This window comes from Ligilactobacillus saerimneri (genome assembly GCF_036689625.1).
In the GTDB taxonomy this organism is placed as follows: Bacteria; Bacillota; Bacilli; order Lactobacillales; family Lactobacillaceae; genus Ligilactobacillus; species Ligilactobacillus saerimneri.
Map to the genome: position 1 here is coordinate 647510 of NZ_CP144759.1, position 19502 is coordinate 667011.

The window sequence follows — 19502 nt, forward strand, 5'->3', positions numbered from 1 at the left end:
GTTAAATAATTATTGATAGAAAGTCAAGGCCAGTCGGTGGGCTTTGACTTTTTATTTTTAAATATGCTAGTCTTTTGATAGTATTTTGTCCGTAAGGTTGGAGGGTAATTATGGCAGAACAGATTGATCCATATAAAGTTTTGGGCGTTTCTAAAGATGCGTCTGATGCAGATATTAAGAAAGCATATCGGCACTTATCTAAAAAGTACCACCCTGATCTTAACCATGAGGCAGGGGCAGAAGAAAAGTTTAAGCAGGTTAATGATGCTTATGATATTCTCAAAGATCCACAAAAGAAAGCTCAGTATGACCAGTTCGGTTCTACTGGCGGTCAAGGCTTCGGTGGTGCCGGTGGGTATGGCAATGCTGGCGGTTTTGACGGCTTTGGTGGCTTTGGCGATATGGGTGACATCTTTAGTTCATTCTTTGGTGGTGGCCGGACGCAATCACGAACAGCACCACGACAGGGACGTGATCTCCAATATACTTTGAATTTAAAGTTTGAAGAAGCTATCTTTGGTAAAAAAGAAACTATCAAGTATAGCCGCCAAGCAGAATGTAAAACTTGTCATGGTTCAGGTGCTAAGGCAGGCACTTCACCTGTCACATGTTCTAAGTGTGGCGGTCGTGGCTTTATCCAAGTACAACGGCAAACACCGTTGGGACGGGTGATGACACAACAGGAATGTGATGTTTGTCATGGTACTGGTAAAGAGATCAAAGAAAAATGTGAAGTTTGTCATGGGGTTGGACATGTTTCCGAACAACATGAAGTTGAAGTCACTATTCCTGCTGGGATTGAGAACGGTAACCAGATGCGGTTACAAGGTCAAGGTGAAGCAGGAATTAATGGTGGTCCTTATGGTGATCTTTATATCATCTTTGTAGTTGAACCAAGTAAGATTTTCGAACGGGACGGAGCCGATATTTACTATGAACAGCCAATCAGTTTCGTGCAGGCTGCTCTGGGAGACGAGATTCGAGTTAAAACCGTCCATGGTGATGTCGATATGAAAATCCCTGCGGGGACACAGACAGGAACTGTATTCAGATTACGTGGGAAAGGAGCTCCACGTTTGCGTGGTAAAGGGAACGGTGATGAAAAAGTCACTGTAACGATTGAGACACCAAAGAAACTAAACAAGAAGCAAAAGTTAGCATTGAAGGCTTTTGCTGAAGCTTCTGGTTTTAAGCCAGCAAATGAAAAGGGTTCTTTTTTTGACCGACTAAAAAATCTGTAAACGATATTTAATGGCGGGACTGATCTAACAGCTTTAGATTAGACCGTCATTTTTATTATATAACAATATATAGTGATTCGGTGTATTGACAATGCCATATATAGTGGTATTATAGGTAGGTCATATTTTAGAGAGAGAGGTTGATTACTTGTGAAAAGTGAGCGCAATATTCAAGAAAATTATTTTGTGTGGCTTTGGAATCAGTTAAAGGGATGGCCAGTCCAAAACTACATGTTATGGTTTTTTGCTTTTGGATTTCAGTTGGCGTTATTGGTTAGCCAACCATTTACCACAGTAACTGTGGTTACATTTATTGGGACAATGTTAGGGACAGCTTGTGTGCTAGCCATCAATGCTACTAAGGCAATTAATGGCTGGTTAGGATTGATTTCTGCAGCATGCTTCATCTATGCCAGCTGGGCAGCCAAAAACTATCTTGCAATTTTTGAACAAGTTGCCTACATTATCACCTTAGACTTACCGGTTATCATTGCGATTAATTCATGGAATGATGATACTAAGAATAATTTACGGAAGTTCGGCGGAAAAGAATGGTTGGTTGCAATTATCGGTACAGTAATCGTATATGTTGTTTCAGGGTTCTTGATTGGGCATTATACCAATGATCCTCGTCCATGGATTGATGCGATTAGCTTTGCAATTTCCTTGACTGCTGGTATCATGTGTTTCTTGCGTTACAGCAACCAATATTTTTGGTGGTTAGCTTCGGGGATTTTTCAATTGATTCTATGGGGCGTGACATTTGCCCAAGGAGATGCTACATTAGCGATGGCAATCAATTCTTTAATCTATGTTGCCAACGATATTTTAGCCTTCACTGTGTCCCCATGGTTCAACCGGGGCCGGAAAAAAGCTGGTTTGAAGGAAATATAGTAATTTATTAAGTAGATAATAGAGAAGCTTTAAGCAGGGATAACCTTTCCTTGCTTAAAGCTTTTTTGTGTTATGAAACTTCTTACCTGAATTTTTGAAAAAAAGGCTGTATCATGATGAATTTCAGACAATTAAATTTCCTCCCGCATTCCGAAAAGATTACTTTGGCTATGCAGGGTTACTACTCGGATTATCTTACGGAGGTTTTTTGTTACTAGGAGTGCGATTTGTTTTTCCAAAAATAGATGGATATCTGTTAGCTCAAAATGGGGCATCGTTGTTAGGCGCGATAATCATTGCACCATTGATTGAAGAAGTGGTTTTTCGGGGGGTGATTTTCACACAGCTCACTAAGCACTATAACTTGAAAGTAGGGTTGTGGGGCTCAGCGCTTATATTTGGAGCAGTTCACCTAATGAATGGTAGTTTGGACTGGATAAGTGCAATTCAACTCGTCATTGCTGGAACAGTAATGGGAATGCTTCTAAATACTATATATATCAAAGAAAAAACCATCTGGACTAGCTTTACTGTTCATGCTTTGTACAATATGATGGGGAGCTTGGTTCCCATAGGTAGCCGCATAAGCCCAGATTGGTTTATGCAGTTGGCCCTAAAAAATAATAATCGGTTACTTACGGGTGGGGAATACGGTATTGACTGTAGTTTAATCAATATTAGTGCCTATTTAATCGTCATAATAATTATTGTATATAGGTATAAAAAGAAAGAATCCTTGAATGGATTGATAGATCAGGCAAACACAAAAAAGCCTTAGATAAAAGCTGGGCAACTTTCATCTAAGGCTCAAAATTAAAATAAGTGATTCGGGAGAGATTCGAACTCTCGACCTACGGTTTAGAAGACCGTTGCTCTATCCAGCTGAGCTACCGAACCAACAACAGATATTATTATATTGGCTTGGGTAAACAATGTCAATTATTTTCTGGTATTAGGCCAACATTAATTGTTATTATCACGATAAAATTCATTGACAAGGATTGTTTTAATTGCTAATATATTATCGTTGTATTTGTGCATACCACAACTGCAACCGCACGTTTTAAGTTTGAAGTGTCTTCTGGTTATCAGGAGACCACTAAATTACGGCGAGTCTAAGTCAATTATAAGGAGGTGCACATGATGTACGCAATTATTAAAACTGGCGGTAAGCAACTTAAAGTTGAAGAAGGCCAAACTATCTACGTTGAAAAGCTTAATGCTAACGCAGGTGACAAGGTTACTTTTGACCAAGTAGTATTCGTTGGCGGTGAAAAGACTGTTATCGGTACTCCTGTTGTTGAAGGCGCTAGTGTCGAAGCTACTGTTGAAAAGCAAGGTCGTGCTAAGAAGGTTGTAACTTACAAGTACAAGCCAAAGAAGCACTCACACACTAAGCAAGGTCACCGTCAACCATACACTAAGTTGGTTGTTAACAAGATCAATGCTTAATGAAAAGGCAAGGTGATTGCAATGATTCGGGTTAAATTTTATTACCATGAAAAGCAATTATCTGGCTTCCAATTGCGGGGTCACGCTGATTCGGGTCCATATGGACAAGATATTGTGTGTGCAGCCGTTTCAATGCTAACAATCAATACGATTAATAGCATTGAGGAGTTGGCTGGGATCAACCCCGATGATTTTCAGCAGTATTATGCCAATCAGAAAGATGGTGGCGATATTAAGTTTAAACTGACTGCCGCTCAGGCTCAGGATGAACGCATTGCTTTACTTTTAGCGTCTTTCAAACTAGGCATTAAAACCACTGCAGAACAATATAAAGATTTTATTACGATAAAAAATTAACATGCGGAGGTGAATTGATATGTTAAAAATGGATTTACAATTCTTCTCAAAGCACAAGGGTGGCGGTTCTTCCACTAACGGTCGTGACTCCAATCCTAAGTATTTGGGTTCAAAAGTTGCTGATGGTCAAGAAGTAACTGGTGGTTCAATCTTATACCGTCAACGCGGTACTAAGATCTACCCAGGTGAAAACGTTGGTATGGGTAAGGATAACACTCTTTACGCAAAGGTTGCTGGCGTTGTTCGTTTCGAACGTATGGGTCGTTCTAAGCGCAAAGCTTCTGTTTACCCAGTTGCTGAATAATAATTAGTAAGCTATGTTCATATGAGCATAGCTTTTTATTTTCCATACTGAAATATTGATTGAGGAGGGAAAACTATGTTATATAACGCAAAACGCGTTGTTGCATTACGCCGAGAAATGCAACGATTAAAGGTTGATGCTTTTTTGGTAACAGATAGGGCCAACATTAAATATATTAGTGGCTTTACCGGTGACGATGGAATATTGCTAGTGACAGAGAACCAGCAGTATATTATTACAGATAGTCGATTTGAACAACAAGTTAAAACAGATAATCCAGAGTGGAATTTTTGTAACACACGCGATTATTTAGGCTCAGCTTTAAAGATTGCTGCCCAAAAGCACCTAGTTGCTATGGCCTTTGAAAGCAACATTGATTATGCTAGCTATGATTTTTTAGATGAGAATGCTGTCTGTGATATTGTTCCATTTACAGGTGTGATTGAACGTTTGCGTTCCTTTAAGGATGATGACGAAGTAGCGCTCCTCAAGCAAAGCTGTATCCTAGCAGGAAAAGGATATCAATATATCCTTGATACAATTCATCCTGGGCAAACCGAAGCACAAGTAGCAACAGAATTAGACTATTTCATGAAAATGAACGGTGCAAGTCAGTGGTCTTTTGAAACGATTGTTGCGAGTGGCGAAAGGACTACATGGCCTCACGGGACGTTTACCAATAAAAAGTTAAATGATGGTGACTTAATAACGCTTGATTTTGGATATTACTATCAAGATTATACTTCTGATGTCACTAGAACGTTTAGTTTAGGTAAGCAAGTCAATGCTCAGGTCAAGGATATTTATGAAACGGTTCTTGAAGCTAATCAGCGAACAATCGCAGCAATCAAGCCAGGGATAACTGGGCGTGAATTGGATGCCATTGGTCGTGAATACATAGCACAAAAAGGATATGGAGAGTATTTTAATCATGGGATGGGCCATGGAATTGGGTTGTCAATCCATGAGTTGCCGAACGTTGGGCGCTCCTATTCAGACCAGATGATGCCAGGACAAGTGGTGACAATTGAACCAGGGATTTATGTTCCAGGTGTCGGCGGTGTACGGATTGAAGATGATATTTTGATTACGCCTACGGGTCATGAAAATCTAACCCCTTTTTCTAAGGTATATACGGAAGTATAACCGTTTGGGAAAGTGTTTGTCCTGGACTTTAACTTGACGAGGGCGGTTCTACATGTGAGAATATATTTAAGTACAATGGGTGTAGCTTGTAGTGAAATCAAGCTAAGCGTTGTTTTAGGAGGAAGAAGTATATGATTTCTGTAAATGATTTTAAAAACGGTTTAACGATCGAAGTAGATGGTCAATTATGGCGGGTAATTGAATTCTTACACGTTAAGCCAGGTAAAGGTTCAGCATTTGTGCGTTCTAAATTGAAGAACTTGCGTAATGGTGCTGTTCAAGAAAAAACTTTCCGTGCTGGTGAAAAAGTACAACAAGCTCAAATTGACACCAAGAGCATGCAATACCTCTATAATGATGGAGATAGCTATGTCTTCATGGATACTAATACTTATGAACAAATTGCTATTCCAGCAGCTAATATGCAAGATGAATTGAAGTACTTGAAGGAAAACATGGAAGTTTCTGTAATCATGTTTGGTTCAGAAACATTAGGGATTGAATTGCCAAACGTAGTTGAATTAACAGTTACTGAAACTGAACCAACTATTAAGGGGAATACAGCTTCTGGTGGATCCAAGCCAGCAACTATGGAAACTGGTTTGGTAACACAAGTGCCATTCTTCATCAACGAAGGGGACGTGCTTAAGATCAATACCAGCGATGGGACATACATCTCACGTGCTTAATGTGTGATAACACGATAGGAGGTTGGAACGATGGCAGAAGATAATAGTATTCTGTTAGCAAACAAAGAGCCTAACTTGGGGCAAATTAGAATTGCACCAGAGGTTATTGAAATTATCATTGGGATTGCTGCAAGCCAGGTAGAAGGCGTGTATTCAATGCAGGGGTCATTTGCTAATAATGTTTCCGAGTTTTTTGGACGGAAGTCACACAGTAAGGGTGTTCATCTAGAAAATAGTGCTGATGGAATCATCGTTGACCTCTATGCCTTCTTAGATTATGGGGTTTCTGTTCCTAAAGTAGCGGTTGCAATTCAAGATAAAGTTGTCCAACAAGTGTTGTTCATGACTGGATTGAAGCTACAAACAGTTAACGTGCATATCGAGGGTGTTATCTCCCAAAAAGAAGAACAGGTTGTTGATCCTGACAATATCTTTGCAGAGGACAATGGTGACGAACAGTGACTTTAACTAGACATGATATTAGAAAAGCGGCATTTCAGACGCTTTTTGCGGTAAGAAGCAATGCCGATGCTGATCCTAAGCAAGTAATGTTACAGGTGTTGGATGCAGAAGAACAAACTGATTCAGCCCTGCCAGAATACTTAGTAACTCTTGTTGAAGGGGTAATTAAGCACGAAGATGAACTTAACGATGCTATTAGTAATTACCTGAAAAAAGGGTGGACAGTAAAACGTCTGAACAAGACAGACTTGCTGATTCTGCAAATTGCAGTATTTGAAATTAAGTATGTAACTGACATTCCAGCCAAGGTTTCAATTAACGAAGCATTACAATTGGCCAAGGAATTTAGTGATGATAAGTCGCGTGGATTTATCAATGGTGTATTGGCAAACTTAATTTAATTGATTAAACAGTCATCTTAGTTTAGCAGCGTAAGCGGCTGGCTAGGATGATTTTTTAATATCCAAGTTTCACTTAGAAACGTTGTTTTTTTCACTAAGCGCCTATGCTAACATTAGAAAGGTAAGAACGAATGGAGGAGATAACATGACGGTATTATTGGATGGGAAAAAACTGGCGACTACGGTGCGTTCAAAATTAAAAGAACGGACTGCGGCATTACGTGCAAAGGGAATCATTCCACGGTTAGTAGTAATCATGGTAGGAGATAACTCAGCAAGTGCTGTGTATGTCAGAAATAAGAAAAGAGCGGCTACTGAAGTGGGAATTGAGGCTGTAGATTTACATCTTCCTGTAACAACTAGTCAAGATGAATTATTGGCTTTGATTGATCAATATAACCAAGATCCAAAAGTTCATGGAATCTTAGTGCAGTTGCCCCTTCCCCAACAAATAGATGAAAAAGTAGTTACACAGGCTATCTCCCCCCTAAAAGATGTTGATGGTTTTCACCCAATGAATGTGGGGCAATTATTTATGGGAACACCGCAAGCCTTGCCTTGTACTCCACGCGGTATCATGGAACTATTGGCAGCATATGATATTGAAGTTGCCGGCAAAAATGTCGTGATTATTGGGCGTTCTAATATCGTTGGGCGACCAATGGCAGCCCTGATGATCAACCATGATGCAACAGTAACAATCACTCATAGTAAGACCCAGAATTTAGCGGCAATAACGCGGCAAGCAGATATTCTGGTCGTAGCAATTGGTCGGGGTGAGTTTGTTACCAAGGATTTCGTTAAACCTGGCGCTGTAGTGGTTGATGTCGGAATGAATCATAATGCAGAAGGTAAGCTGGTTGGAGATGTTAAGCGCGATGACATGTTAGACCATGCGTCATATTTAACTCCTGTTCCTGGTGGTGTTGGACCAATGACGATTGCGATGCTAATGCAACAAACCGTAGAGTTTGCAGAGAGAAGTTAAAATTATGAGTGATAGATACTTAACGGTTTCGTTATTAAACAAATATATTAAGCGTAAATTTACGGCCGACCCATACTTAGGAAAAATATATCTAAGTGGTGAAATTTCAAATTTTAGGTTACGATCCCGGCACCAATATTTTAGCCTTAAAGATGAGCGGGCTAAAATCGACGTTGTCATGTTTGCGAGTGATTTTAATAAGATCAAATTTGTTCCTGAAGAAGGAATGAAGGTGCTGGTTAGTGGCTATGTAGATGTTTATGAAGCATCAGGTAGGTACCAGTTTTATATTAAAACAATGGAACCAGATGGGGTTGGGGCCCTGTACCAAGCTTATGAGCAACTTAAGCACAAGTTAGAGCAAGAAGGTTTGTTCTCTGCCCCCAAAAAAGTTATTCCACAATTTCCCCAGCGGATAGCTGTTATTACAAGTCCGAGCGGAGCAGTAATTAAAGATATTATTACGACAACTCGTAGAAGGTATCCCATTGCACAGATTGTTCTTTTTCCAGCTGAAGTCCAGGGAGAAAGAGCAGCTGACAGCTTAGTAGCACGCCTGAAAGAAGTCAACCTGCGTGGTGATTTCGATACGATTATCATCGGGCGTGGTGGGGGTTCAATTGAAGATCTCTGGCCATTTAATGAAGAAAAAGTTGCGCGAGCTATTTTTGCTAGTGCTATTCCAGTCATATCTTCAGTTGGACATCAGACCGATACAACGATTGCGGACTTAGTAGCCGACCGGCGGGCTGCTACGCCAACAGCAGCGGCCGAGTTGGCAACTCCTGTTTTGGAAGAAGTGCTTATTCAGATTGTTCGTAATCAGCAAACCTTATTTAATATAATCCATATGGTATTGCAACAGCACTTACGTAATTGGCAGAAAATTCAGCAATCGTATATTTTTAAGCAACCGGGGCGGTTATACGATAGTTATTTACAAAAGGTTGATTATTTAGATAATAGTCTAAAGCAAAATTTCAAACACTGTTTGGCTCAAAGAAAAACAGAGCTGATTAGCTTGCAGGGGAGAATACAGGCGGCTAGTCCACAACAGCAATTAGAATTAGCAACTAACAAGTACAACACTCTTGCAACCAATCTAGGTACTGGAATGAATGCATATCTCAAGCAGCACCAGGATCGGCTATACCAGGCGGTTACTTCATTGGATATGTTGAGCCCACTTAAAGTTTTAGGCCGGGGTTATACTTATGTTAAGAAAGATAATCAAGTGATTAAAACGGTTAGTCAGCTTAACGTTGGAGAAAAACTCAGCCTTCATTTTCAAGATGGGTCAGCAGATGTAGAGGTAAGAAAAATTAAGGGAGCTGAAAAATAGTGGCAGAGGAATTAACATTTGAACAGAAAATGCAACAATTGGAAGCGATTGTTTCGCAATTAGAACGAGGCGATGTTCCATTAGAAGAGGCTTTAACCCAATTTGAAAAGGGAGTTAAGCTAAGTGCGGATCTAAAGAAGACCCTCGACCAAGCAGAACGAACTGTAGCAAAGGTGATTGATGCTCAGGGTAATGAAATTGAATTTAGTCGGGATAGTGGCGAAGAAAATGACTAATGCTAGTGGAAAAATGAGCGATCAAATTGACCAATTAGAGCAAGCAATGGATCAATATTTAGCAACATTGCAAGCACCACTTAAATTACAAGAAGCTATGCGCTATTCTCTTGATGCTGGAGGTAAGCGAATTAGACCATTGTTAACTTTGGCTTTTAAAGAATACTTTACAGGCGAAGTGACAACGACCGATATTGATGTTGCTGCGTGCATTGAGATGATTCATACGTATTCGCTAATTCATGATGATTTACCCGAGATGGATAACGATGATTTACGCCGCGGAAAACCAACTAATCATAAAGTGTTTGGACAAGCAATGGCGGTCTTAGCGGGCGATGGTTTGTTGACAACTACTTTTGAGCGGTTGTCAACTATTTCCTTGGCCCCAGCAGTAATTGTTGAGTTGACGCATAAATTAGCGTTGGCAGCCGGTGCACAGGGGATGGTAGGCGGTCAAGTTGGCGATATTTTAGGGGAACAAGAGCAACTAACTTTGGCTGAATTGCAATTGGTTCACGAAGGAAAGACAGGGGCATTGTTACAGTATGCTTGTGAAGCGGGTGCGATTTTAGCTGCTCAACCCCCAACAGTAAAAGAAATAGTGGCGCATTTTGGGTTAAACTTTGGGCTAGCCTTTCAAATTTATGATGATATCCAGGATGTAGTTTCAACAACAGCTAAGATGGGCAAGAAAGTTCATAAGGATCAAGCGCACAATAAAAATACTTATCCAGGATTGTTAGGACTTGCGGGAGCACAAGAACACTTAACAAAGATGGTAGCCATTTGTCGGTCTGACTTGTTGCAGTTAGAGCAGATTACGGGACAAGAACCAAGCACATTAAATGAATTTTTAGAGTATTTCAAGAGGTAAAGTATGAAAAAAGAACGAGTTGATGTTTTATTAGTTCAACAAGGCTTATTTGACACGCGGGAACAGGCTAAGCGTGCAGTTATGGCCGGCGAAATCTTAGGCGAGAACGAAGAACGTTTGGATAAACCGGGCCAAAAGATAGACCCGGCGATTAAATTGCATTTTAAAGGGAAAAAGATGCCCTATGTTAGTCGCGGTGGCTTAAAGTTAGCCAAAGCTCTGAAAGTGTTTGAGGTAGAAATCAAAGATAAGCATGTTTTGGATATTGGTTCATCTACCGGTGGGTTTACCGATGTTGCCTTACAAAATGGCGCAACCCTAAGCTATGCTCTTGATGTAGGAACAAATCAATTAGCTTGGAAACTGCGGCAGGATCCGCGGGTAGTTGTTATGGAAAATACTAATTTCCGCTATTCTAAACCAGAAGATTTCACACATGGGCAGCCTGATTTTGCAACAATTGATGTTAGTTTCATTTCATTACGTTTGATTCTGCCTAATTTACATTCTATTCTCAAAGAGAACGGGGATGTTGTTGCATTAATAAAACCTCAGTTCGAAGCTGGACGAGAAAAAGTAGGGAAGCACGGAATTGTTCGCGATCCACAAACACATTTGGAAGTTCTGCAAGAGATTGTTTCTTTTGCAGTTGCCAATGGATATGATGTTCAAGGACTAGACTTTTCACCTATTACTGGCGGTGAAGGGAATATTGAGTTTTTAGCGCACCTAGTTGCACGGACCACTGCTGAAGGGACAATTGCACCAGAAATTGACCTGGCAACAGTGGTCAAGCAAGCGCAAGCAACATTGAAACCATAAAGATTAAGCGAGGCGGTGAGAGTTATGAATAAGCATGATCGGCAAAAATTGATCAAAGAATTAATTACTAATAATGAAATTTACCGTCAAGAAGAACTCGTGCAACTTTTGTTAGAGCACAAAGTCAAGGTGACGCAAGCAACTGTGTCACGGGATATCAATGAGTTGCAGTTAATGAAACTGCCAGTAGTAGGGGGGAAGTACCGCTACATTTTACCGCATGAGCATACAAGTAACGCAGAGCAGAAGTTGCAAGAAGTTTTGCGTGATGTTTTTGTCCTAGCAGATTACAATGATAAGCTGTGTGTCATAAAAGTTTTACCAGGCAATGGGCCAATTGTATCCGGTTTAGTCGAGAAGATGGAGTATCCAGGCTTTTTCGCAACATTGGATGACGATGATACAATTATGATTTTTATGCGTACCGCAAGTGAAGCACGCAAAATTTATCATGAGATTATTCGCTTGGTTTCATGATGCTGTAGCAGGAGGAGAGTTATGTTACAAGAGCTAACGATTCGTGATTTTGCAATTATTGAAAAGATGGACGTTGCTTTTCAATCTCAGATGACAGTGTTAACCGGGGAAACTGGGGCCGGAAAGTCGATCATCATTGATGCCCTAGGCCTTTTAGCTGGTAGTCGTGGTGCGAGCGAATATATTCGAAAGGGAGCTACAAAAGCAGTTATTCAAGGACTGTTTACGCTTCCAGAAAAGTCGGCAACTTTAGATTTACTGGCAGATTTAGGGATCGAATATTCATCAGATGGGCTTATTTTAGAACGTGATTTGTATCGGAGTGGACGCAATATCTGTCGTATCAACGGGATCATGGTAAATCTCACGACGTTACGGCGTGTAGGCGAAACGTTGATTGACATTCATGGACAAAATGAACATCAGGAACTAATGCATCCTGAGCGACACTTGGGTCTACTTGATGAATATGAACCGCAAATTGCTGTTTTAGCTGAGGAATATCGGAATAAATATCATATTTTTTTAAAACAAAAAGATCTGCTGGAGCGGATGGAGCGTAACGAAAAAGCATGGGCGCAGCGCTTAGATATGCTCCAATTTCAAATTGATGAGATCGAGGCTGCAAATCTTCAGACTGATGAAGAGGAACGTCTCCAAGAAGAGAAGGTTAAGTTAGATAATTTTCAGACAATCCATACCGCCCTTGAAGCAAGCTACCAAACACTAACAAATGATGAAGAAGATGTGGTTGGTAAATTAGGCGTTGCGATGGATGCTCTGGAAGAAGCCCAGGAATATTCATCTGAACTAGCTACAATTTATAATAAGATTTCTGATGCCTTCTATAACTTGCAGGATATTGCCCATGATATTTCAGGTGAACTGAGTGATATGGAGTGGGATCCTAATCGTTTAGATGAGGTAGAACAACGTTTGGAAACTATCAGTATGCTCAAACGCAAATATGGTGATGACATTCCGCAAATTTTAACCTATTATCATAAAATTAAGACCGAATTGGATGAGATGCAACAAGCAGGAGCTGAATCGACTGACCTGAAAGAAGCAAATGCTCAGGCTCATAAAGAAGCTTTGGACATGGCTAAGAAACTCCATACACAACGAGAACATGTTGCCCACGAACTAGAAACAGAAGTTCATCGTCAACTACAAGCACTTTACATGGATAAAGCTGTTTTCGCAGTTAAATTTATGTCCCCAACAGATCTTACACCTAATGGAATTGACCAAGTTGAATTTTATATTCAGACAAATCCAGGTGAAAATATGGGGCCGCTTGCCAAAATTGCTTCAGGAGGGGAACTATCGCGTATAATGTTGGCCTTAAAAACAATTTTCGCGCAACATCAAGGAGTTACGTCAATCATTTTTGATGAAGTGGATACTGGTGTTTCTGGAAGAGTTGCACAAGCAATAGCCGAAAAGATTAGTCAAGTGGCACATTATTCGCAGGTTCTTTGCATCACACATCTTCCTCAGGTTGCTGCAATATCTGATCATCAATACCATATTGAGAAAAAAGTCATTAATGGGCGGACTGAGACAAGTATTCATAAGCTAACACCAGCTGAAAGAGTTGATGAGTTAGCACGGATGTTGTCTGGAGCGGAGGTTACTGAACTAACGCGAAGTCATGCGGTAGAGTTGTTGCGCATGGCAGAAGAAATTCGTCAGCAAACACGGAATTAAATAAATAGCTTCCACAACAAGGCGTTGAGCTAAACTAGGACGATGGTTGGTGCAAAGTATGGTGACCTTTGTTTGTACTTAGCTACTAGATTTGCGGTCATTTTCTCTGTTATCTATGTGTTATTTAGTGAGCAAACAAATAAAAGGCTGTGAGAAAACCGAATTTTCTCACAGCCTTTTAAATTTCGTTAATATAGCATATTACGGTAAAGTCCGATGACCTTGCCTAATATAGTCACATCAGACAGGATAATCGGTTCGAATGAATCATTTTCCGGTTGAAGGCGAATATACCCGTCTTCAAGAAAGAATCGCTTACAAGTTGCTTCATTAAGATCAGTCATGGCAATAACGATATCGCCATTGTCAGCTGTGCTTTGGCGCCGGACGATGACTTGATCACCGTTTAGGATGCCACAATTAATCATGCTTTCTCCTTTGATAGTGAGCATAAAAAGATCATTATTGTCTTCAATATCTGGTGGCAACGGGAAAAAGCCGTCGACATTTTGTTCTGCTAGGATGGGTTCACCAGCTGTGACGGTACCAATTTGAGGGATGAAGTTATCAGGTGTGGCTGTTGTAGTCACACCAAGTTTTTCTCTACCTTGAGCAGTCACTTCGATTGCTCGTGGTTTGGTTGGATCACGTTTGATTAATCCTTTTTTTTCTAATTTCGATAAGTGACCGTGAACGGTTGAAGTGGAGGAAAGATTAACCACCTTACCAATTTCACGAACGGTAGGTGGATATCCTCGTTCTTCAACACAGTCATAAATATATTGGAGCACGGCCAACTGACGCTTCTCTGATGCTTTGGTCATTTATGACACCTCAATCAGTAGTATTTTTTTCATTTTAGCATAAAAAAATTAATTTTTCAAACTAACGTTCGCTTGTAGTTTGAAATCATAGTAATTTTTAGGTATGATTAAAAACGATAAAGGAGGAGCACTATGGCAGAAAATAATGGTATTCCACAAGAATTAATAGATCGAATTAATGAACTTGCACGTAAGAAAAAAGCTAATGGGTTAACAGAAGCTGAATCAGCTGAGCAAAAGGAATTGCGACAACGCTATTTGCGGTTATTCCGTCAAGGTTTTCGTGATCGAATCGAAATGTTACGTGTTTATGATGATGAAGGCAATGAAGTTACCCCAACTAAGCTTCGTGATATTCAGCGAAAAAAAGGGTTGCGGGAAGATTAGGTATTTGATGAGCGCGATTAAATATTATCGGCGCTTTATTTTTTTGCTAATTTTTTGTAAAATTGTAGGGAAGAAAGTGGAAAGGAGCTAGGACATGTCAACAGGAGTCTGGATCGTATTAGTTATTATTGCATTGATTGCCGGAACTGTAATTGGTTTCTTTGTTGCTCGGCGGGCACAGGAAAACTATTTGAAGAACAATCCACCAATCAACGAACAAATGTTACGAACAATGATGATTCAAATGGGGCAAAAGCCATCTGAAAAGAAGTTACGCCAAATGGTTAACTCTATGAAGAGCAACTATGGTAAGAATGATAAGTAACAAAAAGGCTGGGAGAAACATTGTTTTCTCGCCAGCCTTTCTTTAACTTTTGGCAAATGATTAATCTCTATGTGCTAACTATATAGCTACACAAAGTTGGAAATTTAGCACTATTTTTTAGGGTGTGGGTCAGTATAATGAAAGTTTGGATCAATAGCGTGATCTAACTGGACAAATTGTTGTTCCATTTGCTGAATGATCTCTTGTTGGTAAGCAGCATCCAGCTTACGTTTACGATCAAGATAAATTGGTTCCCCAAATGCAACAGTTACCCGTTTACGACTAAATAATCGCTTGAAAGTCAGTGGTCCTTGATAGACAGCAGGAACAATAGGTTTGCCACTAAGTTTAGCGATTAGCGTAACGCCACCCTTTAACTCTTGCGAATGCCGGGTTCCTGACGGAAACATAATCAAAGACAGATCAGATTTGCGCAGACTTTTAACAGGAATTTTGATCGCTGAAGGACCAGGATCCTGACGATTTACTGGGAAAGCATTAGCCCGAGTGAGAATCCAACGGAGGATAGGATTGGCAAATAGTTCTTTTTTTGCCATAAAGCTAAATTTCTTGGGAGCTGCGGCTAACGCAAAGTAAATTGGATCAAACCATGTTCTATGTGGTCCGACTAAGATATAGTTTCCTTCGGGAAGTTTTTCACGATTCAGGTAGTGGGCGTTGCCGTTGATCAGAGCAAGCAGGAAACGACAAAGCCCCCTAACGAAAGAATAAAACATTGTATCTTCATCATCCTTTCTTAATGGTTTAAGTATGCAAGATTTAGTCATTAAAAGCAATAGGGGCTTTAACCAGCATATTAATTGGTGAATATTTTAGCATGCTAAAATAATAGTTGAATAGTTGGTATAAACAATAATAACTACACAGAGGAATAATGAATGAACAAAGACTTATTGAAGGCGAGTGAACGTATTGACCGTTTACACGCACAAGACATTGATATTATTCAAAGCGCAGAGGTATTCGCTTTTTCACTAGATGCAGTTTTGTTGGCACACTTTGCCAATCCGATTAGAAATGCGCGCGCAGTAACAGTTGACCTCTGCGCTGGAAATGGAGCTGTAAGTTTATTTCTTAGTACAAAAGTTCAAGGACCTATATATGCCGTAGAAATTCAAGAGCGGTTGGCAGATATGGCACAGCGAAGTGTGGTCCTTAATCGTTTGGATGATCGGATGCAGGTTTTGAACATTGACTTGAATGATTGTCTGGCATATATCCAGCCAGGAAGTGTTGCCAATGTGACATGTAATCCCCCTTATTTTGTTGATTTGCCTGCCAGTCAAAAGAATCCTAATGAGTATTTGGCCATTGCTCGTCACGAACTTAAAGTTACATTAGAACAAACAATTAAGATGGCAGGACGCCTGTTAAAGAGTAATGGTCGAGCATTCTTTGTCCATCGGCCTGAACGATTGGGTGAGATTTTTTATTATATGGAGGAAAATAAGCTTCAACCCAAACGGGTTCAATTAGTGCACCCCAAAAAGGATCGGGAAGCTAACATTGTGTTAATCGAAGCACTTAAAGATGGTAAGAAAGGTGGAATCCATTTCTTGCCACCCCTAATCACATATAATGAAATGAATGAATACACAGCTGAAGTAAAGAGGATTTTGTATGGGGAAGAAAAATGAGGCGTACTTTTATGTGTTGCTTTGTGCAGATGGAACACTGTATGGCGGTTATACTACCGACTTAGAACATCGGCTATTGATGCATAATCAAGGAAAGGGAGCTAAATATACGCGGAGTCGCCGCCCAGTCCAAATGATATATCATGAAAATTTTGCAGATAAATCATCAGCACTGAAGGCAGAGTATCAGTTTAAACACCAGTCGCGCCAGAAAAAGTTAGCTTACTTACGGCAGCATAAAGTCAAGATATAGGAGTTATTATTTATGGATGATTTTGACAAATTGATTACATTTACTCAAAATATCATAAAAATGAAGCACAAATTGTTGCCAGGAGATATTTTATTAAGTATACTTGAATGAGTGCTGTGATGCACGAAAATCACACTCCACAGGATGGAAAAAGAGTGCTTGATTAGTTCAAGTCTTTTGGCCGTTGAATGTGGAGGAGGATAAAAACTATTTTTTTGGAGGTAAATTGTAATGGCAGTTATTACCATGAAACAATTACTTGAAGCTGGTGTCCACTTCGGTCACCAAACACGTCGTTGGAACCCTAAGATGAAGCCTTTCATCTTCACAGAACGTAACGGTATCTATATTATCGACTTACAAAAGACTGTGAAGTTGATCGACCAAGCATATGATTATGTTAAGGATGTAGCAGCAAACGGTGGTATCGTATTGTTTGTTGGTACTAAGAAGCAAGCACAAGATGCAATCGAAGAAGAAGCAAAGCGTGCTGGTCAATTCTTCGTAAATCACCGTTGGCTTGGTGGTACTTTGACTAACTGGAAGACTATCCAAAAGCGGATTAAGCGTTTGAAGGAAATCAAGGCTATGGCTGAAGATGGTACTTTTGACGTATTGCCAAAGAAGGAAGTTGCTAAGTTAATCAAGGAACGCGATCGTCTTGAAAAGTTCTTAGGTGGTATTGAAGATATGCCACGGATTCCAGATGCATTGTTCATCGTGGATCCACGTAAGGAACGGATTGCTGTTAAGGAAGCACAAAAGCTTAACATTCCTATTGTTGCTATGGTTGACACTAACGCTGATCCAGATGAAATCGACGTTAAGATCCCATCAAACGACGATGCAATTCGTGCCGTTCGTTTGATCACAGCTAAGATGGCTGATGCAGTGATCGAAGGTCACCAAGGTGAAGATCAAGAAGATGCACCTGTAACTGAAGAATCATTTGCAAATGATGATGAAAAGGTTGACTCAATCGAAGATATCGTTGAAGCAGTTGAAGGCAACAACGATAACAAAGATGCTGAATAGTTAATCACTTAGGCTGGCTCAGGTTAGGCGTGAAAGCCTAGGTTTGGGTCAGTTTTTTTATAGATATAGATAACCTTAGCTAAAGGAGTTTGAATAAAATGGCAAAAATTGCTGCAAAACAAGTTAAAGAATTACGTGATAAGACTGGCGTAGGGATGATGGATGCTAAAAAAGCTCTTGTTGCTAGCGATGGCGACATGGACAAGGCAATCGACCTCTTACGTGAAAAAGGTATTGCTAAGGCTGCTAAGAAGAGCGGTAACATCGCTGCTGAAGGTTTGGCTGATGTTGTGGTAAATGGTAACACAGCTGCAATCGTTGAAGTTAACGCTGAAACTGACTTCGTTGCTCAAAACGATCAATTTAAGGCATTGGTAAAGCAAATTGCAACTGCTGTTGCAGAAAACAAGCCAGCTAACGTAGAAGAAGCATTGAAGCTTCCTGGCAACAAGGGTACTTTGAATGATGACATCATTGAAGCAACTCAGGTTATCGGTGAAAAGATCACTTTACGTCGTTTCGCTATTTTAGAAAAGACTGCAGACCAAGTATTCGGTGCATACCTGCACATGGGTGGCAAGATTGCTGCTTTAACTTTACTTGAAGGTGCTGATGAAGCAACAGCTAAGGATGTTGCAATGCACATCGCTGCTATTAATCCTAAGTACCTTAACCGGGATGCTGTTCCTGCAGAAGAAGTTGCACACGAAAAGACTGTGCTGACTGAAGAAGCTAAGAACGAAGGCAAGCCAGAAAAGATCATCGAAAAGATGGTTGCTGGTCGCTTAAACAAGTTCTTTGCTGAAATCGTTCTTGAAGATCAAGCATTTGTTAAGGATTCAGACCAAACTGTAGCTAAGTACGTAGCTTCTAAGAATGGTAAAGTCGTTGACTTTGTTCGTTACGAAGTGGGCGAAGGTATCGAAAAGAAGGAAGAAGATTTCGCAGCTGAAGTCGCAGCCCAAATGAATATGTAATTCACTAGAAAACTAGTGTTTTATTGCTCATCCATATGTGTGTGGATGGGCTTTTTTAGTAATATTTTTGACGAAAAGGCTAGAATATTAACTTGATCTAGTGATGTCCACGAATTACTTTATAGAAAGAGTCAGACATACTTTGTAAACAAAACATGACTGATACGAAAGTTGGACCAATAATCTGGAAGATTATTTAATCGTAGATTGTGTCCTGTATAAATTTTTGCTGATTTCATCAAATGTTTTATATGTATTGGTATAATAAAAATAAAGCTGAATTACAGCGTGGAAAATCTTACTTGAATTAAGTGTTTAAGTAATGATTTTTGATACTATTAATGTCTAGAAATGCTGTACTTACAGGGATATTTTACTGTATTCCCCACATACGTGGGGGAATAATCAAACACCGCCACGTAGGCAAAGTCGGGGTCGCGTATTCCCCACATACGTGGGGGAATAATTCTATGACCAATCCCGAAGTTTCCCGTGTCTTAAGTATTCCCCACATACGTGGGGGAATAATTCTCAAAGCCGAATTGAAGCAGTTCGAAGAACTGTATTCCCCACATACGTGGGGGAATAATCTGTATTAAATTCACGTGTATATTTTACTGGTAGTATTCCCCACATACGTGG

At 40.1% G+C, this 19502-nt stretch carries 25 protein-coding genes, 1 tRNA gene, 1 CRISPR repeat array and 1 other annotated feature (1 of these 28 cut by a window edge); of the genes, 23 read left to right on the forward strand and 3 right to left on the reverse strand.

Translation table 11 applies throughout. The annotated features are described in order from the left end of the window. The first annotated feature begins 110 nt into the window (after window positions 1–110). The 3 genes from dnaJ (at window position 111) to V3C97_RS03130 (ending at window position 2913) form a co-directional block, all read left to right on the forward strand. Window positions 111–1241, forward strand: a complete 1131-nt coding sequence (gene dnaJ, locus V3C97_RS03120) for a molecular chaperone DnaJ (protein ID WP_027826103.1) — start codon at window positions 111–113, stop codon at window positions 1239–1241. A 150-nt stretch (window positions 1242–1391) separates the two neighbouring features. Next, window positions 1392–2135: a nicotinamide riboside transporter PnuC gene (pnuC, locus tag V3C97_RS03125; protein WP_009554649.1), complete on the forward strand. Its 744-nt coding sequence runs from the start codon at window positions 1392–1394 to the stop codon at window positions 2133–2135. A 208-nt stretch (window positions 2136–2343) separates the two neighbouring features. Beyond that, window positions 2344–2913: a CPBP family intramembrane glutamic endopeptidase gene (locus tag V3C97_RS03130; RefSeq protein ID WP_338434427.1), complete on the forward strand. Its 570-nt coding sequence runs from the start codon at window positions 2344–2346 to the stop codon at window positions 2911–2913. 45 nt (window positions 2914–2958) lie between these two features. Here V3C97_RS03130 and V3C97_RS03135 read toward each other — a convergent pair. Continuing rightward, window positions 2959–3032, reverse strand: a tRNA-Arg gene (locus tag V3C97_RS03135). A gap of 145 nt (window positions 3033–3177) precedes the next feature. Beyond that, window positions 3178–3262: a sequence feature (ribosomal protein L21 leader region), on the forward strand. 16 nt (window positions 3263–3278) lie between these two features. On the opposite strand from V3C97_RS03135, the gene rplU reads away from it, so the two are divergent. From rplU to recN, 14 genes are all read left to right on the forward strand, one after another. Then, on the forward strand, window positions 3279–3587 hold the full coding sequence (gene rplU, locus V3C97_RS03140) for a 50S ribosomal protein L21 (protein ID WP_009554647.1): 309 nt from the start codon (window positions 3279–3281) through the stop codon (window positions 3585–3587). Between the two features lie 21 nt (window positions 3588–3608). Further along, window positions 3609–3944, forward strand: a complete 336-nt coding sequence (locus V3C97_RS03145; protein ID WP_338434539.1) for a ribosomal-processing cysteine protease Prp — start codon at window positions 3609–3611, stop codon at window positions 3942–3944. A 19-nt stretch (window positions 3945–3963) separates the two neighbouring features. Beyond that, entirely contained in the window at window positions 3964–4248 is a 285-nt protein-coding gene (gene rpmA / locus V3C97_RS03150; protein WP_009554645.1) for a 50S ribosomal protein L27, read from the forward strand. A 75-nt stretch (window positions 4249–4323) separates the two neighbouring features. After that, window positions 4324–5394 carry a Xaa-Pro peptidase family protein gene (locus V3C97_RS03155; RefSeq protein ID WP_338434428.1) on the forward strand — a complete coding sequence of 357 codons (1071 nt, stop codon included), beginning with the start codon at window positions 4324–4326 and terminating at the stop codon, window positions 5392–5394. Window positions 5395–5525: 131 nt separating this feature from the next. Further along, window positions 5526–6083, forward strand: a complete 558-nt coding sequence (efp, locus tag V3C97_RS03160; RefSeq protein WP_009554642.1) for an elongation factor P — start codon at window positions 5526–5528, stop codon at window positions 6081–6083. Between the two features lie 30 nt (window positions 6084–6113). Beyond that, window positions 6114–6545 carry an Asp23/Gls24 family envelope stress response protein gene (locus V3C97_RS03165; protein WP_009554640.1) on the forward strand — a complete coding sequence of 144 codons (432 nt, stop codon included), beginning with the start codon at window positions 6114–6116 and terminating at the stop codon, window positions 6543–6545. Beyond that, window positions 6542–6946: a transcription antitermination factor NusB gene (nusB, locus tag V3C97_RS03170; protein WP_180849600.1), complete on the forward strand. Its 405-nt coding sequence runs from the start codon at window positions 6542–6544 to the stop codon at window positions 6944–6946. Before V3C97_RS03165 ends, nusB begins: the two co-directional genes overlap by 4 nt. A gap of 145 nt (window positions 6947–7091) precedes the next feature. After that, complete coding sequence (gene folD / locus V3C97_RS03175; protein ID WP_338434429.1) at window positions 7092–7934, forward strand: bifunctional methylenetetrahydrofolate dehydrogenase/methenyltetrahydrofolate cyclohydrolase FolD; 843 nt, start codon at window positions 7092–7094, stop codon at window positions 7932–7934. A gap of 4 nt (window positions 7935–7938) precedes the next feature. Continuing rightward, entirely contained in the window at window positions 7939–9276 is a 1338-nt protein-coding gene (xseA, locus tag V3C97_RS03180) for an exodeoxyribonuclease VII large subunit (protein ID WP_317294095.1), read from the forward strand. After that, the gene (locus V3C97_RS03185; protein ID WP_317294094.1) at window positions 9276–9512 is read left to right on the forward strand and encodes an exodeoxyribonuclease VII small subunit; all 237 of its coding nucleotides are present in this window, start codon (window positions 9276–9278) and stop codon (window positions 9510–9512) included. Before xseA ends, V3C97_RS03185 begins: the two co-directional genes overlap by 1 nt. Beyond that, a complete protein-coding gene (locus V3C97_RS03190; protein ID WP_422392858.1) occupies window positions 9505–10389 on the forward strand; it encodes a polyprenyl synthetase family protein in 885 nt (294 codons plus the stop codon). Before V3C97_RS03185 ends, V3C97_RS03190 begins: the two co-directional genes overlap by 8 nt. A 3-nt stretch (window positions 10390–10392) precedes the next feature. Beyond that, window positions 10393–11211 (forward strand): TlyA family RNA methyltransferase, encoded by an 819-nt coding sequence (locus V3C97_RS03195; protein ID WP_009554623.1) that lies wholly within the window; start codon window positions 10393–10395, stop codon window positions 11209–11211. A gap of 24 nt (window positions 11212–11235) precedes the next feature. Next, window positions 11236–11688, forward strand: coding sequence for an ArgR family transcriptional regulator (locus V3C97_RS03200; protein ID WP_338434431.1), 453 nt, complete (start codon window positions 11236–11238; stop codon window positions 11686–11688). A gap of 21 nt (window positions 11689–11709) precedes the next feature. Continuing rightward, window positions 11710–13401, forward strand: a complete 1692-nt coding sequence (gene recN, locus V3C97_RS03205; protein WP_338434432.1) for a DNA repair protein RecN — start codon at window positions 11710–11712, stop codon at window positions 13399–13401. Between the two features lie 188 nt (window positions 13402–13589). Here recN and lexA read toward each other — a convergent pair whose 3' ends face one another. Beyond that, entirely contained in the window at window positions 13590–14225 is a 636-nt protein-coding gene (gene lexA / locus V3C97_RS03210; protein ID WP_338434433.1) for a transcriptional repressor LexA, read from the reverse strand. A 132-nt stretch (window positions 14226–14357) separates the two neighbouring features. On the opposite strand from lexA, the gene V3C97_RS03215 reads away from it, so the two are divergent. Both V3C97_RS03215 and V3C97_RS03220 read left to right on the forward strand, forming a co-directional pair. Continuing rightward, window positions 14358–14612 (forward strand): DUF896 domain-containing protein, encoded by a 255-nt coding sequence (locus V3C97_RS03215; RefSeq protein ID WP_009554611.1) that lies wholly within the window; start codon window positions 14358–14360, stop codon window positions 14610–14612. A gap of 94 nt (window positions 14613–14706) precedes the next feature. After that, window positions 14707–14937, forward strand: coding sequence for a YneF family protein (locus V3C97_RS03220; protein WP_009554609.1), 231 nt, complete (start codon window positions 14707–14709; stop codon window positions 14935–14937). Between the two features lie 110 nt (window positions 14938–15047). Here V3C97_RS03220 and V3C97_RS03225 read toward each other — a convergent pair whose 3' ends face one another. Continuing rightward, window positions 15048–15674: a 1-acyl-sn-glycerol-3-phosphate acyltransferase gene (locus V3C97_RS03225; RefSeq protein WP_338434434.1), complete on the reverse strand. Its 627-nt coding sequence runs from the start codon at window positions 15672–15674 to the stop codon at window positions 15048–15050. A gap of 162 nt (window positions 15675–15836) precedes the next feature. Between V3C97_RS03225 and V3C97_RS03230 the strand changes: the two genes are divergently transcribed. The 4 genes from V3C97_RS03230 to tsf all read left to right on the forward strand — a co-directional run bounded on the left by V3C97_RS03230 (window position 15837) and on the right by tsf (window position 18860). Then, on the forward strand, window positions 15837–16595 hold the full coding sequence (locus V3C97_RS03230; protein WP_338434435.1) for a tRNA1(Val) (adenine(37)-N6)-methyltransferase: 759 nt from the start codon (window positions 15837–15839) through the stop codon (window positions 16593–16595). Continuing rightward, window positions 16579–16848: a GIY-YIG nuclease family protein gene (locus V3C97_RS03235; RefSeq protein WP_009554606.1), complete on the forward strand. Its 270-nt coding sequence runs from the start codon at window positions 16579–16581 to the stop codon at window positions 16846–16848. Before V3C97_RS03230 ends, V3C97_RS03235 begins: the two co-directional genes overlap by 17 nt. A gap of 231 nt (window positions 16849–17079) precedes the next feature. Beyond that, the gene (gene rpsB / locus V3C97_RS03240; protein WP_283146649.1) at window positions 17080–17883 is read left to right on the forward strand and encodes a 30S ribosomal protein S2; all 804 of its coding nucleotides are present in this window, start codon (window positions 17080–17082) and stop codon (window positions 17881–17883) included. Window positions 17884–17981: 98 nt separating this feature from the next. Continuing rightward, window positions 17982–18860, forward strand: coding sequence for a translation elongation factor Ts (tsf, locus tag V3C97_RS03245; RefSeq protein WP_338434436.1), 879 nt, complete (start codon window positions 17982–17984; stop codon window positions 18858–18860). Between the two features lie 378 nt (window positions 18861–19238). Then, a CRISPR array of direct repeats spans window positions 19239–19502; the repeat unit is 28 nt; unit sequence GTATTCCCCACATACGTGGGGGAATAAT (it continues 9 nt past the right edge of the window).